Below are 13,845 nucleotides of genomic sequence, written 5' to 3'. Positions count from 1 at the left end.
GACCACGGCACGCCGCCGGTCCGATCCGATCGCGGGGCCAGGGTGTGGTTCACCCCCGGTGGGAGGGCGGTCCGGGGGTCGGGATCGTGCCCACCGCCTTGAGCGTCCGCAGGACCGGGGCCGTCTCCAGGGTGCGGATCGCCTTGACCGAGCCCAGGCCGTGGGTGAGGTAGCGGTAGAGGGCCGCGCTGTCCCGGCACAGTGCGTGCGCCACGAGATTGGTGGGGCCCGTGGTGTGCGCCACGAAGGCCAGCTCGTCGTGGTGGGCCAACGTCGTGGCCACCTCGTCGAGATGGGCCGGGGCGACCGACATCCACAGCAGGACCTTCACGCTGCCGCCCAGCAGGGCGGGATCGATCTCTATGTCGAAGAAGACCGCCCCGCAGGCGCGCAGGCAGTCCAGTCGGCGCGAGACCGTCGCCGGTGACCAGCCCGTGTCGGCGGCGAGTTCGGCGACGGCGGCCCGCCCGTCCCGCCGCAGCGCGTCCATCAGGGCGTGGTCGGCGGGGGAGAGCCGCACCTGGCGGCAGGGGTCCGCGGGCGGGGTCCCGCCGTGCCCGGCGAACCTCGTGCCGCCCAGCATCCGTTGCTGTCGCGGGGTCAGCGCGTTCGCGCTCATCCGCCAGGGGGTGCGCCAGCCCAGGTAGGGGTGCAGCAGGTGGTGGGCCGAGACCGCCGTGAGCCCCACGCTGGGCGGCAGTTCACGCAGGAGCAGGGAGTGGCCGTGCGCGGTGCCGAGGGGGGTCTCCAGCACGGCCACGATCTCGGTGCCGCCGCCGGTGAGATACACCCACGAGGTGTCCGGGCGGCGCACCAGGGCGTACGCGAGGTCCAGCGCGGTGTCGGGGTCGGCGGTCAGCCGCAGCAGCCACTGCTCGTGCCCCGTGAGCTGTGGGTCGGGCAGCCCGACCACGCGCAGAGCCGCCTGCTCGCGCAGCCGCTCGTAGCGGCGGGAGACCGTCTGCGGGGACACCGCCAGCACGGCGGCCAGGTGGGCGAAGGAGGCGCGTCCGTCGACGTGCAACGCGTGGATCAGGGCGCGGTCGAGTTCGTCGAGCATTCGCACACCATCCTTCGGCGCCCTGTGCGGGCAGGGCGGTAAACGGCCGCCGACGGGGAGGAGGAGCGTTTCCCCTTCCCCGTCGGCGGTGGCGGCGCCGGCTGCGGTGGGGATTCACCGCCGCTGCCGCCGGCCACGGAATCGGTCAGTCTCTGATCACTGACTTGCAGCGCATCAGGAACTCGGCGAGGTAACCGTCGTGCGGCAGCCCGGACTCCATCCAGTACGTCCGGTGGTCGCCCACGTACACGTTGCCGATCGAGGGCTCCTCCACCAGTTCGGCCACCAGCCGCTCGTCGTGTGTGACCGCCGTCAGGACCAGAGTGTTCCGCAGGGGCGCGAGGCCCGCCTCGCGCGTCCAGGGCGCCACCCACACGCAGGGGAACGGCAGTTCCACACCGGCCTGCGGCGCGTCGGGGCCGCCGAGTTGGTGGACCGCGGCACGCAGGACGGCGCTGCCGTCGCCGAGGTCGTCCAGGACGCCGTCGCCGCCGAGCCACGGCCTGGCGCCGGCCGCCCGGTGCAGCAGATGGGCTTCTAACGCCTTGGCGGTGGCCAGCGGCTGGACGGGGAAGACCGCCGCCGGGTCTTCCGGGGGCAGGCTCGGCACGGCCGACAGGCGCTCGGCGAGCGCGGCGCACAACGGGGCGGGGTCGCCCTCCACGAAGACGGCCGTGGTGTTGACGCAGCCCGTGCCGCCGTGGCCGCTCACCGAGTCGACGATCGTGTCGAGGTGCTCCCGCCAGTCCGCCTCCCGGGTCAGCAGGATCTTCGACCGGCCGGGGCCCTGCGGCAGCACCCGCGGATCCCCGGAGTACTTGCGCACCACGTCCTCGCCGCCGTAGACCAGCCCGAGATCGGCGCCTCGTAGCAGCGCGTCCGCCGTGTCGTGGTCGGTCGGCAGGAGCGCCACCTGGTCGTCGCCGAAACCGGCCGCGCGCAACGCCGTGACCAGCCGGTGGGGGGTGAACGGCTCGCGCCGGGACGGGCGGACCGCGACGCGGTAGCCCAGAGCGAGCGCCTCGGGCCACAGGCTGTGCGGCCCGGGGTGGTTGCCCGCCGCGTGCACCGCGAACACGTTTCCGCGCCGTACCCACACCGCGCGCCCGGTGCGGGTCAGCGGGTCGTCCCACCGGTTCACCGCCCCGGCCGGCCGCGCGTGTTCCACGCTGTAGTGGGCCTTCCTCAGCCGTGCCGCGATGGCCGCGGCGGTGGCCCGCACCACGGAGACGGGCGTTCCGCCGACCCGACTGGCCCGGCAGGCGTACTCGTCGGGCGTCAGGCCGTTCAGGGCGGCGGCGGCGAAGAGTTCGGCGGCCCGGCCGATCATGCCGATCCGGTCGTCGGGCGCGGGGGCGACCGCCCGGTGCATGGCCTTCATCGTCCGGTCGACGAAGAGGGAGGGCACGAGGCTGAGTTCCGCACTCGCCCGGCCCGCGACGTCGGTCACGGTCAGCCGGTTGCGGGCGCGGTACGGCCCCCGGGCGCCCAGGGCGTCGAGGGTGACGACGTCGGAACGGGGTCCCGCCATCAGTACACGCCCTCGATCACGGCTTCGTCCTCGAAGGTCGCCACCGGGGCGATGTCGGCCACGGCGTCCCCGGCCTGCCCGGCGAGCGGCTCGACCCGGGTCGCCACGTCCCGCTCCAGGTTGTTGGGCAGGAAGAACGACTTGCTGACGTGGTGCACGAGGACGCGGCCGCGCTCCCCGTAGCCGACCGGGCGCAGCGTCTCCGGGTCGACGACGGAGAACGTGACGTACGGGCTGTACGGGTCGAAGACGCAGCCGGCGTCGTCCGGCAGCCCCGGGCGCTCGCCGGCGAAGCCGAGGATCATGGTGCTGCCGTAGTTCCCGCACAGGACGGCGCCGGGAAAGACCTCGGTCCTGTACAGGTGCCGGGAGTCGGGGTCCAACTGCGTGCCGCCCCAGCGGATCGCCCGCACCTTCTCGTTGACCAGCTCGGCCAAGTCGTCCCGCCGGGCGATGCGTTCGAGCAGGGGCGGAGTGATCGTCAGCACGCCGATCTCCTGGGTGCGCAGCACGAACGCGGCCTGGTCGACGAGGTGTTCGGCGTAGGCGTCGGCGTCCGCCCCGCGTCCGGAGGCGATCAGCTTCTTCACCCACCGCGGGTCGAGGTCGAGGGTGAAGCCGTGCCGTCCGTGCGTGGCGGCGGACCGGCGGAAGTACTCGCCGACGATGTGCGGGCCGGTCGGCACGAGGCCGAGCCAGTCGACGCCCCGCTCGAAACCGTGCGCGTCGAGGTTGCGGTTGCTCCAGTGGAGCATCCGCTCCATCCAGTCCCGCAGCAGGACGACGCGCTTCGGCGCTCCCGTGGTCCCGCCGCTCTCGAACACGCCCACGACGTCCGGGGACTGACCGTACCCGCGGGGTATGAGGTCCCGCGCGCGCACGTCCCGCAGCTCGGCCGTCACGTTGGGGAACAAGGCGAGGTCGTCGTGGGTCCTGACGTCGGTCAGGGGATCGAAGGGCAGGCTCTTGGCCCGCTCCAGCCAGAACGGCGAGCCCGTTCCGGGACCGAAGTGCCACGCCATGGCGGCCCGGATCAGCTCGTCCGGCTCAGGCCGTACGTCGAGGGGGATGTCGAGGACCTCGGTTGCAGCTCGTGACACGGGGACTCCTGACTCGGTGGGGAGAGGGGGCGGTTGCGGAGCTACAGCTCGATGACGACGGCGCCGACGTGCCGTCCCTCGATCACCTCCAGCAGGGTCTGCGGCGCGTTCTCGATGCCCTTGACCCGCACGTGGGGGAAGGTGATCTCCCCAGCCCTGAGCCAGGCGCCGAAGCGCTCGGTCCACTCGTCCTTGTCGTCGTAGTCGTCTGAGCTGAAGCCGCGCATCTCGATGCGCTTGTGGATGAGCGGCAGGGAGTCCAGCTCGACGGGCGCCGTGGTCCCCGTGCCGTCCGGGGCCAGTTGCCCGGACAGCGCGCCGATCAGCACGAACCGGGCGCCCGGACGCGCCGCGTCCACCGCCGCCCGCAGTTGCTCTCCGCCGACGTTGTCGAAGCAGACGTCGATGCCGTCGGGCGCCGCCTTCGCCAGTTGCTCGGCGAGCGGGCCCGCACCGCGGACCACCACGTCGTCGTAACCGAGTTCGGTGCGCAGCCGCTCGGCCTTCTCCCGCGAACCGGCGCTGGCGATGACCCGCCCGGCCCCCAGCCGCCGGGCGATGAGCCCGGCCATCGAACCGATGCCGCTGCCTCCGGCGGAGACGAACACCGTCTCCCCGGGCCGGAGTTCGACTCCGCGGGTGAGCGCCGCGTACGCCGTCCAGCCCTGCTGGAGGTGAGCGACCGGATCCGGCAGCACCGCACGGTCCAGCAGGGTGCACTCGGCCGTCGGCACGACGGCGTACTCGCGCCAGCCCAGCCAGTGCGAGACCAGGTCGCCCGGCCCGAAGCCGCTGCCCTCGGGGGCTTCGACGACCTCGCCGATCGCCGCGCCCACCAGGGTGTCGCCGGCGTCGAGCACCGGGAACGGGGTGTCCCGGGTCGCGCCCGCGATGAGGATGCGCAGGGTGGCGAAGACGTGGAAGAAGAGGTTGCGTACCAGCACCTCGCCCTCCCCGGGCGGTACGACGGGGGCGTCGACCACGCGGAAGTGCTCCGGCCTGGGCAGCCCGGTCGGCTTGGTGAGGAGGCGGACTTCTCTCTGGGTGGTGGGCAGGACAGCCATGCACGCTCCTGAACAGGACGAACGTAACGGGATGTGCCCCGGAGCGCCGAGGGTGACCGGGGGAATCCAGCGTGTGGTGATCAAGCCCGACCGCTCCAGTCGCGGCGGCGGACTGGAGCATTTCTTCCATCGACGGCGCCCCAGTGAAGGAACCCGACACCGCGCCGCCGCCCTCACGTGCGGAAGACGGCGTCGGCGACGGCGGACCCGCACCCGCCGGGGGTGGGGGAAATCGACACCGGGGGCGACGCCGGTGGAAGGAATCCGCAATCTCCCGGCGCTGGCTGGAACACCTCGTTCACGTGCCCTCACGCTGAGTCGTGGTCGGCTCCGACGCCCCGCTCGCCGGGGCCGGACCGGCGTGTCGACGACGGTGGAGAGGAACTCCCGATGACTGCTGAGCGTGTGCTGACGCCGACTCCCGCGGCGTACCGATGGCGGTGGCTGGCGCTCACCGCCCTGTTGCTCGGTGAGGCGATGAACCTGCTGGACGCGACCATCGTGCAGGTCGCCGCACCGAAGATCCACGCCGATCTGGGCGGGTCGGTGTCCGACATCCAGTGGTTCACCACCGCTTACACCCTGCCGTTCGCGGTGCTGCTGATCACCGGCGGCCGACTGGGCGACATCGCCGGCCGCAAGCGGCTGTTCGTGACCGGTGTCACCGGCTTCATGATCGCTTCCGCCGCCTGCGCCGTGGCGCCCTCGGTGGGGCTGCTGATCGCCTTCCGGGTGGTGCAGGGTGCCGCGGCGGCCGTGATCATCCCGCAGACCATCGGCCTGATCAAGACGATGTTCTCCGGGCCCGAGATGTCCAAGGCCCTGGGCAGCATCGGTCCGGTGATGGGCCTGGCCGCCGTCTGCGGGCCGGTGCTCGGCGGTGTGCTCACCCACGCCGACCTGTTCGGCTCCTCGTGGCGCGCGGCGTTCCTGGTGAACGTCCCCGTGTCGCTGGTCGTCCTGGCGATCTCGCCCAAGCTGATGGAGAACCGCGCCCCGAAGCGGCCCACTCTCGATGTGACCGGCACGCTGCTGGCCATGGCCGGCATCGGGCTCGTCGTCTACCCGCTGATCGGCGCCGACCTGACCGCTCTGCCGGGGTGGAGCTGGGCGGCCATCGCGGCCGGGCTGTGCCTGATGGCGGTCTTCGCGGTGCATCAGCGTGCGGTGGCCGCCGCCGGGCGCAGCCCGCTGGTGGAGCCGAGCCTGTTCGCCCACCGCGGCTTCCCGGCCGCCCTGGTGACGTCGACGTCCTTCTTCGCCGTCACCAACGGTCTGATGATGGTCATCGTGCTCCAGCTCCAGCTCGGCCTGGGCATCGACGTGTTGAAGGCGGGCCTGACGCTCGCCCCGTGGTCGGTGGGCCTGGCCGTCGCGTCCTGGGTGGCCGGCGCGCATCTGGTCAAGCGGTACGGCCACCGCATGATGTCCCTCGGGCTGACCGTTCTGCTGGCCGGTGCGCTCGCCGCCGTCGCCGTCTACCACGCGGCGGACCCGCACACCTATCCGACGCCGCTGCTGTTCGCGCTCGGGGTCGTCGGCGTCGGGGTCGGTCTGTTCAGCCCGGCGTTCTTCACCATCGCCCTCAAGCCGCTCCAGCCGCAGGAGATCGGCTCGGCCGCCGGTCTGCTGAACGCCGTCCAGCAGCTCGGCGCCACGCTCGGAGTGGCGGTCCTGGGCAGCGTCTACCTGAGCAGCGCCGGGTCCGGCGGCGCGCCCGCCGCCCTGCACGCCGTCCAGCTCGCGTTCTGGGTCGCCGCGGCACTGGTCGCGGTCAGCTTCGTGACCAGCCTGATGATGACGGACAGGAGCGCTTCGGCCGACGCGGCGGCGGAGCACTAGCCCGAGCCCTTTCCCCCAGGTGCGGCGGCCTCCGGGCCGCCGCTTCGGCGTGCCCGTGACGGGCGGCCCACCGGCCGTCAGATCCGGGTGCGGGCCGAGGCGGGGGGCATTCGGGTACGGGCCAGATCCGTGATGATGGGGCTCGCCGCTTTCAGGTTCTGCAACACCGGGCTCGTCTCGAGAGCGTGGATGGCGTCCAGGGAGCCCAGCCGCCGGGCCAGGTAGTGGTGCAGGTCGGCGGGGTCGCGGCACAGGGCCTGGGCCACCAGGTTGGTGGGGCCCGTGGTCGCGGCCACGTAGGCCAGTTCGTCGTGCCCGGCCAGAGTCGTGGCCACGTTCTCCAGGTGCGCCGGGCTCACCGACATCCACAGCAGCGCCCTGGTGTTGGCACCGAAGTGACCTGTGTCGACCTCGACGTCGAAGAACACGGCGCCGCCCGCCTGAAGATCCGCGAGCCGGCGCGCCACGGTGACCGGGGACCAGCCGGTCGCCTGGGCCAGCTCCGCGTGGGTGGCCCGCCCGTCCTTCTGCAACGCGACCAGCAGGTCCACGTCGCCTTCGGCGAGCTGGCGCGGCACGGGCGCATACGAGGTGTCGGCCGACTCGTGCTCGCGCAGGAGCCGCTGCTGCTCCGCGTCGAGCGTGTCGGCGCTGCGGCGCCAGTTCGTCGAGCCGCCGAGGTAGGTGTGCAGGATGCAGTGCGCGGACACCGCGGTGATGTTGGCCGTGCGCGGAATGTCGCGCAGCAGCAGGGAGTTGCCGCTGCCCGCGCCCGCGTCGGTCGGCGTGTGGATGATCGCGACGATCTCGGTGCCGCCGGAGGTGAGTTTCACCCACGAGGTGTCCTGCCGGCGCACCAGCGCGTAGGCCAGGTCCTGAGCGGAACTCGCCGCCGCGGTGAGCCGCACGAGCCACTGCGTCTGACCCGCCTGATGGGGGTCAGGCAGCCCCACGACCCGCAAGGACGCCTCGGTGCGCAGGCGGCGGTAGCGGCGGGCGACGGTCTGCGGCGAGACGTCGAGGGCGGCGGCGATCTGGCTGAAAGGCGCGCGGCCGTCGATGTGCAGGGCGTGGATCAGCGCACGGTCCAGGTCGTCCAGCATGCACACATCCTTCAGTGGGGGCCCGCTCCGTGGAATAAAGTTGAAGATAGCGCAGAGCACGCTACCATCGCAGCCGCAAGGCCCCGCAGAATTCCATCAGTTCGACCGCCCGGGTCGAGATGACCGGGCATAGCGGGGGCATGCACAGCGAACGAACGGGCTGTCTTCCGGTCCGCTTTCGCGCCCCCTCCGCCAGGAATGCGGTCAGCGCATTTCACGGATGCTCACGGTCGGCGATCTCCGTGCGCAGGCCGTGTCTTTTCGTCGAGTTGAACTCGCCTTGGGGAGGATTTTATGGTGGAGCTGAAGACGCCTTCCGTCGGGGTCGGTCAGACCGCGCTCTTCACCGCCTGGATGCGGCAACTGGAAAGCGAGCGTCCGGATGCGCTGTTCCGGGACCCGCTGGCCGCCGCGATGCTCTCGGCGCTGGCCGAGGACCCGGTGCTGGCCGACGTGGCCGAGGTGATCAAGCAGACCCACACCAGTGCGGCCGGCTTCCCGACGTATTTCGCGGTGCGCACGCGGTTCCTGGACGACGAGATCCTCGCCGGGGTCGCCGCCGGGGCCCGCCAGGTCGTCACGCTGGCCGCGGGGGTGGACGGCCGCACGGTGCGGCTGGGCCTGCCGGCCGGGACCCGCTGGTTCGAGGTCGAGCTGCCGGAGATGACTCAGTTCAAGGACGCCCTCATCGCCCGGTCCGGACTGCCTCTGGCGTGCGAGCGCCGCGGGGTCGCCGCCGATCTCCGCGAGGACTGGCGGTCAGCCCTGCGAGCTGCGGGTTTCGACCCGGCGCAGCCGACGGTCTGGCTGATCGAGGGCCTGCTGATGTATCTGACCGACGCGGCCGGAGAGGCGCTGCTCGCCAGCGTCGCCGAGCTGTCCGCGCCGGGCAGCCGCCTCATGCTGGAGCACCTCCAGGCGGCCATGCTCGGGGAGGAGGGCAGGCCCGTGCGCGAACGCGTCGAGGAGCAGGGCGCCAGATGGCTCTCCGCCCGCGACGACCTCGAGGAGTGGCTCGGCCGCCACGGCTGGCGGGCCCGGGTGTACGCGGGCGACGACCCGCGCATCGGTCACGGGCGCACGGTGGCCCCCCTCCCGGCTTGTTGGCTGGCGGCCGCGGAGCTGGCCGGCGGGACGCTCTGAAGGACCCCGCAGAACCCGCGGGAACCGAGGGACGCGTGGAAACCGCGGGAACCCCGGGAACCGCCGGGAGCCGAGCCGTTCGGGCGGTAATTCGGAATTCAATATTCCGTCGCGGGTCACGCCCTTTCCTCCACCGCCGGGATTTTGGCTGAGACGTGCGGTGCGGCGTTGGTTTGCCGTAGACGCCGTGCGGGGAGGACGCCGGGTATGACCGCCCGCAGTGTATTTGCCTGCGATTCATCTCCCTGTTGATCAGGGGCGGCTCGGCGACGGATTTCGGCCTTATCGCATCCGCTTATCGAAAGTCACCGTTCCCTGGCCCGGAACGTGAGATTCACCGGCAATCATGGGGCTCTCCTCTTCGGTGCAACCGGGAAATCGGGCCCCGTCGCTCGCCTTACGGACAGCAGAGGACTCGCATGTCTGACGACACCGCACGCCCGCACGACCCCGAGGAGCAGCGCGCCCGCGGCGGCCACTGCGTGGTGCTCGGGGCCAGCATCGCCGGTCTCTTCGCCGCCCGCGTGCTGTCCGACGCGTTCGACCGCGTCACGGTGGTCGACCGGGACACCCTCCTGGAGACGGACGAGAACCGGCGCGGTGTGCCGCAGGGGCGACACGCCCACGCGATCCTGCCGGCCGGCACCCGGGGACTGCAGGAGATGTTCCCCGGCCTGCTCGAGGAGTTCGAGGCGGCCGGGGTCCCCGTGGTCCGTGAGCCCACCGAGATGCACTTCGCCCCCGGCGGTCACCTGCTGTGCCAGGACGGCCGCTACGCCGACCCCACCCCCACCTACCAGCCGACCCGTCCGCAGCTTGAGAGGCAAGTCCGGGCGCGGGTAAGGGAGTTGCCGGGCGTGGAGATCGTCGACCGGTGCGAGGCCGCCGCGCTGCTCAGCACTCCGGAGGGGACGCGCGTCACCGGCGTCCGCGTGGTGGAGCGCGACAGCGGGGAGGCGAGGGAGCTGGCCGCCGACCTCGTCGTCGACGCGACCGGCCGCGGCGGACGCACCGCCCGCTGGCTGGCCGACCTCGGTTACGAACCGCCCCGCGAAGACCGGATCGCCGTCGACATCAAGTACGTCAGCCGCACCCTGCGGCTCGCGCCGGGCGCCCTCGGCCGTCGCAAGGTCGTGATCGTGGGGGCCGAGCCCGGCCGGCCGACCGGCGCGACCTTCCTCCAGCACGAGCCGGACCGCTGGATGCTCACCCTGATCGGCTACGGCGGCCATCACCCGCCGACCGACCCCGCCGACTTCCTGGAGTTCGCCAAGCCCATCGTGCCGTCCGACGTCTTCGAGGCCCTCTGCGCCGCCGAACCCCTCGACGACCCGGTCGCCCACCGGTATCCGGCGAGCGTGCGCCGCCGTTACGAACGGCTGGACAGGTTCCCCGACGGGCTGCTGGTCTTCGGCGACGCGATCTGCAGCTTCAACCCCGTCTACGGGCAGGGCATGTCGGTGGCCGCGCTCCAGGCCGCCGCCCTGCGGGAGTGTCTCAGCCGAGGGCGCGAGCGGCTGCCGCACCGCTTCTTCCGGGCCGCCGCGCGCCGGATCGAGGTGGCCTGGCAGATGGCCGTCGGCAGCGACCTGGCCCTTCCCCAGGTCCAGGGGGACCGCCCGCTGCCCGTCCGGCTGACCAACGCCTATGTCCGACGGCTGCTGAACGCCGCCGAGCGGGACCCCGCGCTCACCCAGGAGTTCGTCAAGGTCAGCTCCCTGCTCTCCTCGCCCCTGATCCTCCTCAAACCGGTCACCGTCGGCCGGGTCGTGCGCGGCAGCCGGCGCCGTCCCGCTCGGCGGCGCTGAGAGACAAGAATTCCGAGAACGCGGCACGAGAAGCGTGCCGTGTGGCTGAAATATGCCAGTCTTCAGCATTTCACATTCCTGGCGAGTCAGAAATGAAACCCCTTGACTCCCGGGTTTTCAGGCCCCTAGCGTGCTACTCGCCGAGAAACACGAAAGGAATGATTCGGAATGTCGAATTCCACGGCCCCTGCCGATTCGGCCGCCAGTGCGGCGCTGATTCCCGACCGGGCGGAGCTGGTCGCACGGGCCGAAGGTCTGCGGGAACTCCTGTGGGAGGACGCCGTCGAATGCGAGCGCGAACGGCGCGTCTCCGACCGGGTCCTCGCCGCCATGACCGAGGCCGGGCTGCTGCGGCTCCAGACGCCGCGACGGCTCGGAGGCTACGAGACGGACATGCGCACCCTGCTCGAAGTCGCCACCGCGCTCGGCCGGGGCTGCCCCTCCGCCGCCTGGATCGCGGGCGTCCTGAACGCCGGCGACTTCATGGCCGCGCTGTTCCCGGCCGCGGCCGGGGACGAGGTCTGGCGCGGCGCCCCGGACGCCCGGTGCGCGCTGGTCCTGGGGCTGCCCTCGCCTGCCGTCGAGCCGGTGGACGGCGGCATGATCGTCAGCGGCGAGTGGGCGTACGTCTCCGGCTGCCTGCACGCCCAGTGGGTCAGCGCTCTGATCGCCGTCCCCGCCGACACGGGCCGCCCGGACGTGCGCTTCGCCCTGATGCCGGCCGACGAGGTCGCCGTCAAGGACACCTGGTACTTCGCCGGCATGCGCGGCACCGGCAGCAACACCGTCGTGGCCGACCGGATCTTCGTCCCCGACCACCGGCTGGTGCCGTACGTGCCCATCCTCAACGGCGAGACCGACGGCGTGGTCGATCCGGCGCTGCCCTACCGCAACAGCCTGACCGGCCTGTTCTCCATCGGACTGATCGGCGCCCTGATCGGCGGCGCCGAGGCGGCCCTCGACTTCGTCCGCGAAAAGGGCCCCACCCGGCCCGTGGCCGGTTCTTCCTACCGGGACCAGACGCAGTCGCCGACCTTCCAGCTCGACCTCGCCGACGCCGCCTCGAAGATCGACATGGCGAAGCTGGTGGCCGCCCGCATCGCGGACACCGTCGACGAACTCGCCCAGGCCGGCGTCAACGCCGACCTCACCGTCCGGGCCCGCAACCGGCTGGAGTCCACGCTGGTCGGACGGCTGTGCCGGGAGGCCGTCGACACCCTCCTGACCGCCCACGGCTCCTCCGCCTTCAACGAGTCCAACCCCCTCCAGAGGCTCTGGCGCGACGTCAACGTCGGCAGCCGGCACGCGGGCTTCGGCATGGGCATCCCCGAGCAGGTCTACGGCCGAGCCCTCGTCGGCGGTGACCCGCGCGAGATCAGCTTCATCGTCTGACGCCGCGCACCGCCCCCTTCTCACCCCCCACCAGAGGAGATCCATGTCAGAGCCTCGAATACCCACCGACCAGACCGGGCTGCGCGCCCACAACCGTGCCGTCGTCGAGCAGTACATGAACACCCGCGGCGAGGACCGGCTCCGGCGCCACCTGCTGTTCACCGAGGACGGCGCCGGCGGTCTGTGGACCACGGAGAGCGGTGAGCCGATCGTCATCCGCGGCCGCGACCGCCTGGGCGAGCACGCCGTCTGGTCGCTCAAGTGCTTCCCCGACTGGGTCTGGACCAACGTCGAGATCTTCGACTCCCAGGACCCCGACCGTTTCTGGGTCGAATGCGACGGAGAAGGGAAGATTCTTTTTCCCGGATATCCGGACGGGCACTACCGCAACCACTTCCTGCACTCCTTCCTCTTCGAGGGCGGGAAGATAAAGCAGCAGCGCGAGTTCATGAATCCCTGCCAGCAGTTCAGGGCCCTGGGAATAGACGTCCCGCGCGTCGAGCGCGAAGGCATCCCCACCTGATCCGTCGCCGGCCCGCACGCGCGGTATGCCAGACCCGAACGTAAATCCTCTCCGCTTCACGGGGGCATTGTCGTGGGACACGCACTCACCGAAATCCAGAGGTCCAAGGCGCTGCAACAGCCTGACTGGCCCGACCTCGCACAGGTCCAGCGGGTACGGGAGATCCTCAGCTCCCGGCCCCCGCTCGTCCGGATCGACGACGTCCAGACTCTGAGGTCGCTGCTCGCCTCCGTCGCGGCGGGGGAGGCGCTCGTGCTCCAGGCGGGAGACTGCGCCGAGGACCCCGAGGAGTGCACGCCGGGGCACGTACGGCGTAAGACCGCCGTGCTCGACCTGCTGGCCACCACCCTGAAGATGCTCACCGGCAAGCCCGTGGTGCGCGTGGGACGGATGGCCGGCCAGTTCGCCAAGCCCCGGTCGCAGCAGTTCGAGCAGATCGGCGACCTGACGCTGCCCGTCTACCGCGGGCACATGATCAACAGCCCGGAGCCCGACCCGGAGAGCAGGCGCCCCGACCCGCTGCGCATCCTCACCGGGTACATGGCGGCCGGCGACATCGTGGAGCACCTCGGCTGGCGCGCCCCCGCGCTGCGCACCTGGCCGGGCGTCGAACCCCTGGTGTGGACGAGCCACGAGGCGCTGCTGCTGGACTACGAGGTCCCGATGATCCGGGGGCTCGGCGACTCCACGCGCTGGCTGGGCTCCACGCACTGGCCGTGGATCGGCGAGCGCACCCGGCAGATCGACGGCGCCCACGTCGACCTGCTGTCCGACGTGGTCAACCCGGTCGCCTGCAAGGTCGGCCCGAGCATGACCCCCGAGGAGATCACCTCGTTGTGCGAGGGCCTGGACCCGCTGCGCGAGCCCGGGCGCCTCACCCTGATCTCCCGCATGGGCGCCGACGCCGTCGGCGAGCGTCTTCCCTCCCTCGTGGCGGCGGTGCGCTCCGCGGGCCACCCGGTGATCTGGCTGTGCGACCCGATGCACGGCAACACCGTCACCGCGCCCGGCGGCAGGAAGACCCGCCTGCTGACCACCATGGCCCGCGAGGTCCACGACTTCGGCCAAGCGGTCGCGGTGGCCGGCGGCGTGGCCGGCGGGCTCCACCTGGAGACCACGCCGGACGACGTGACGGAGTGCGCCGCGGACGCCGCGGCGCTCGGCCGGATCGGCGAACGGCACACCACCTTCTGCGACCCGCGCCTCAACTCCCGGCAGGCCGTCTCCCTGGTCACGGCATGGGCCGACGCCCTCTGACGCGCCCCGCCGACTCGGCCAC

Annotated in this window: 11 protein-coding genes; 6 read left to right on the top strand and 5 right to left on the bottom strand. The window is 71.9% G+C overall.

What is annotated here, in order from left to right:
• Nucleotides 1-49: 49 nt before the first annotated feature.
• The 4 genes from ABZ861_RS07440 to ABZ861_RS07425 all read right to left on the bottom strand — a co-directional run bounded on the left by ABZ861_RS07440 (nucleotide 50) and on the right by ABZ861_RS07425 (nucleotide 4,755).
• Complete coding sequence (locus ABZ861_RS07440) at nucleotides 50-1,060, bottom strand: AsnC family transcriptional regulator (protein WP_361625191.1); 1,011 nt, start codon at nucleotides 1,058-1,060, stop codon at nucleotides 50-52.
• A gap of 145 nt (nucleotides 1,061-1,205) precedes the next feature.
• Complete coding sequence (locus tag ABZ861_RS07435) at nucleotides 1,206-2,591, bottom strand: aldehyde dehydrogenase family protein (RefSeq protein ID WP_361625188.1); 1,386 nt, start codon at nucleotides 2,589-2,591, stop codon at nucleotides 1,206-1,208.
• Nucleotides 2,591-3,691: a phenazine antibiotic biosynthesis protein gene (locus ABZ861_RS07430; RefSeq protein ID WP_361625185.1), complete on the bottom strand. Its 1,101-nt coding sequence runs from the start codon at nucleotides 3,689-3,691 to the stop codon at nucleotides 2,591-2,593. Before ABZ861_RS07430 ends, ABZ861_RS07435 begins: the two co-directional genes overlap by 1 nt.
• Nucleotides 3,692-3,732: 41 nt before the next feature.
• Nucleotides 3,733-4,755: an NADP-dependent oxidoreductase gene (locus ABZ861_RS07425; RefSeq protein WP_361625182.1), complete on the bottom strand. Its 1,023-nt coding sequence runs from the start codon at nucleotides 4,753-4,755 to the stop codon at nucleotides 3,733-3,735.
• Nucleotides 4,756-5,145: 390 nt separating this feature from the next.
• On the opposite strand from ABZ861_RS07425, the gene ABZ861_RS07420 reads away from it, so the two are divergent.
• Nucleotides 5,146-6,597 carry an MFS transporter gene (locus ABZ861_RS07420; protein ID WP_361625179.1) on the top strand — a complete coding sequence of 484 codons (1,452 nt, stop codon included), beginning with the start codon at nucleotides 5,146-5,148 and terminating at the stop codon, nucleotides 6,595-6,597.
• A gap of 77 nt (nucleotides 6,598-6,674) precedes the next feature.
• On the opposite strand, the gene ABZ861_RS07415 is transcribed toward ABZ861_RS07420, so the two are convergent.
• Nucleotides 6,675-7,700: an AsnC family transcriptional regulator gene (locus ABZ861_RS07415; RefSeq protein ID WP_361625176.1), complete on the bottom strand. Its 1,026-nt coding sequence runs from the start codon at nucleotides 7,698-7,700 to the stop codon at nucleotides 6,675-6,677.
• A 294-nt stretch (nucleotides 7,701-7,994) separates the two neighbouring features.
• Here ABZ861_RS07415 and ABZ861_RS07410 point away from each other — a divergent pair, with 294 nt between their 5' ends.
• From ABZ861_RS07410 to ABZ861_RS07390, 5 genes are all read left to right on the top strand, one after another.
• On the top strand, nucleotides 7,995-8,843 hold the full coding sequence (locus ABZ861_RS07410; protein ID WP_361625173.1) for an SAM-dependent methyltransferase: 849 nt from the start codon (nucleotides 7,995-7,997) through the stop codon (nucleotides 8,841-8,843).
• A 419-nt stretch (nucleotides 8,844-9,262) separates the two neighbouring features.
• Nucleotides 9,263-10,651, top strand: coding sequence for an FAD-binding protein (locus ABZ861_RS07405; protein ID WP_361625171.1), 1,389 nt, complete (start codon nucleotides 9,263-9,265; stop codon nucleotides 10,649-10,651).
• Between the two features lie 168 nt (nucleotides 10,652-10,819).
• Complete coding sequence (locus ABZ861_RS07400) at nucleotides 10,820-12,043, top strand: acyl-CoA dehydrogenase family protein (protein ID WP_361625168.1); 1,224 nt, start codon at nucleotides 10,820-10,822, stop codon at nucleotides 12,041-12,043.
• Between the two features lie 43 nt (nucleotides 12,044-12,086).
• Nucleotides 12,087-12,566 (top strand): PhzA/PhzB family protein, encoded by a 480-nt coding sequence (locus tag ABZ861_RS07395; protein ID WP_361625165.1) that lies wholly within the window; start codon nucleotides 12,087-12,089, stop codon nucleotides 12,564-12,566.
• A 72-nt stretch (nucleotides 12,567-12,638) separates the two neighbouring features.
• Nucleotides 12,639-13,823: a 3-deoxy-7-phosphoheptulonate synthase gene (locus ABZ861_RS07390; protein ID WP_361625162.1), complete on the top strand. Its 1,185-nt coding sequence runs from the start codon at nucleotides 12,639-12,641 to the stop codon at nucleotides 13,821-13,823.
• Nucleotides 13,824-13,845 lie beyond the last annotated feature (22 nt).

This window comes from Streptomyces sp. NPDC046985 (assembly GCF_040644415.1).
In the GTDB taxonomy this organism is placed as follows: Bacteria; Actinomycetota; Actinomycetes; order Streptomycetales; family Streptomycetaceae; genus Streptomyces.
Note: the sequence above shows the minus strand (reverse complement) of the source record. Positions and strands in the feature narration are given on the sequence as shown.

Coding starts and splice junctions, on each gene's coding strand:
- ABZ861_RS07440 (WP_361625191.1), bottom strand. CDS start 1,060: ATGCTCGACGAACTCGACCGCGCCCTGATCCACGCGTTGCACGTCGAC.
- ABZ861_RS07435 (WP_361625188.1), bottom strand. CDS start 2,591: ATGGCGGGACCCCGTTCCGACGTCGTCACCCTCGACGCCCTGGGCGCC.
- ABZ861_RS07425 (WP_361625182.1), bottom strand. CDS start 4,755: ATGGCTGTCCTGCCCACCACCCAGAGAGAAGTCCGCCTCCTCACCAAG.
- ABZ861_RS07420 (WP_361625179.1), top strand. CDS start 5,146: ATGACTGCTGAGCGTGTGCTGACGCCGACTCCCGCGGCGTACCGATGG.
- ABZ861_RS07415 (WP_361625176.1), bottom strand. CDS start 7,700: ATGCTGGACGACCTGGACCGTGCGCTGATCCACGCCCTGCACATCGAC.
- ABZ861_RS07410 (WP_361625173.1), top strand. CDS start 7,995: ATGGTGGAGCTGAAGACGCCTTCCGTCGGGGTCGGTCAGACCGCGCTC.
- ABZ861_RS07405 (WP_361625171.1), top strand. CDS start 9,263: ATGTCTGACGACACCGCACGCCCGCACGACCCCGAGGAGCAGCGCGCC.
- ABZ861_RS07400 (WP_361625168.1), top strand. CDS start 10,820: ATGTCGAATTCCACGGCCCCTGCCGATTCGGCCGCCAGTGCGGCGCTG.
- ABZ861_RS07395 (WP_361625165.1), top strand. CDS start 12,087: ATGTCAGAGCCTCGAATACCCACCGACCAGACCGGGCTGCGCGCCCAC.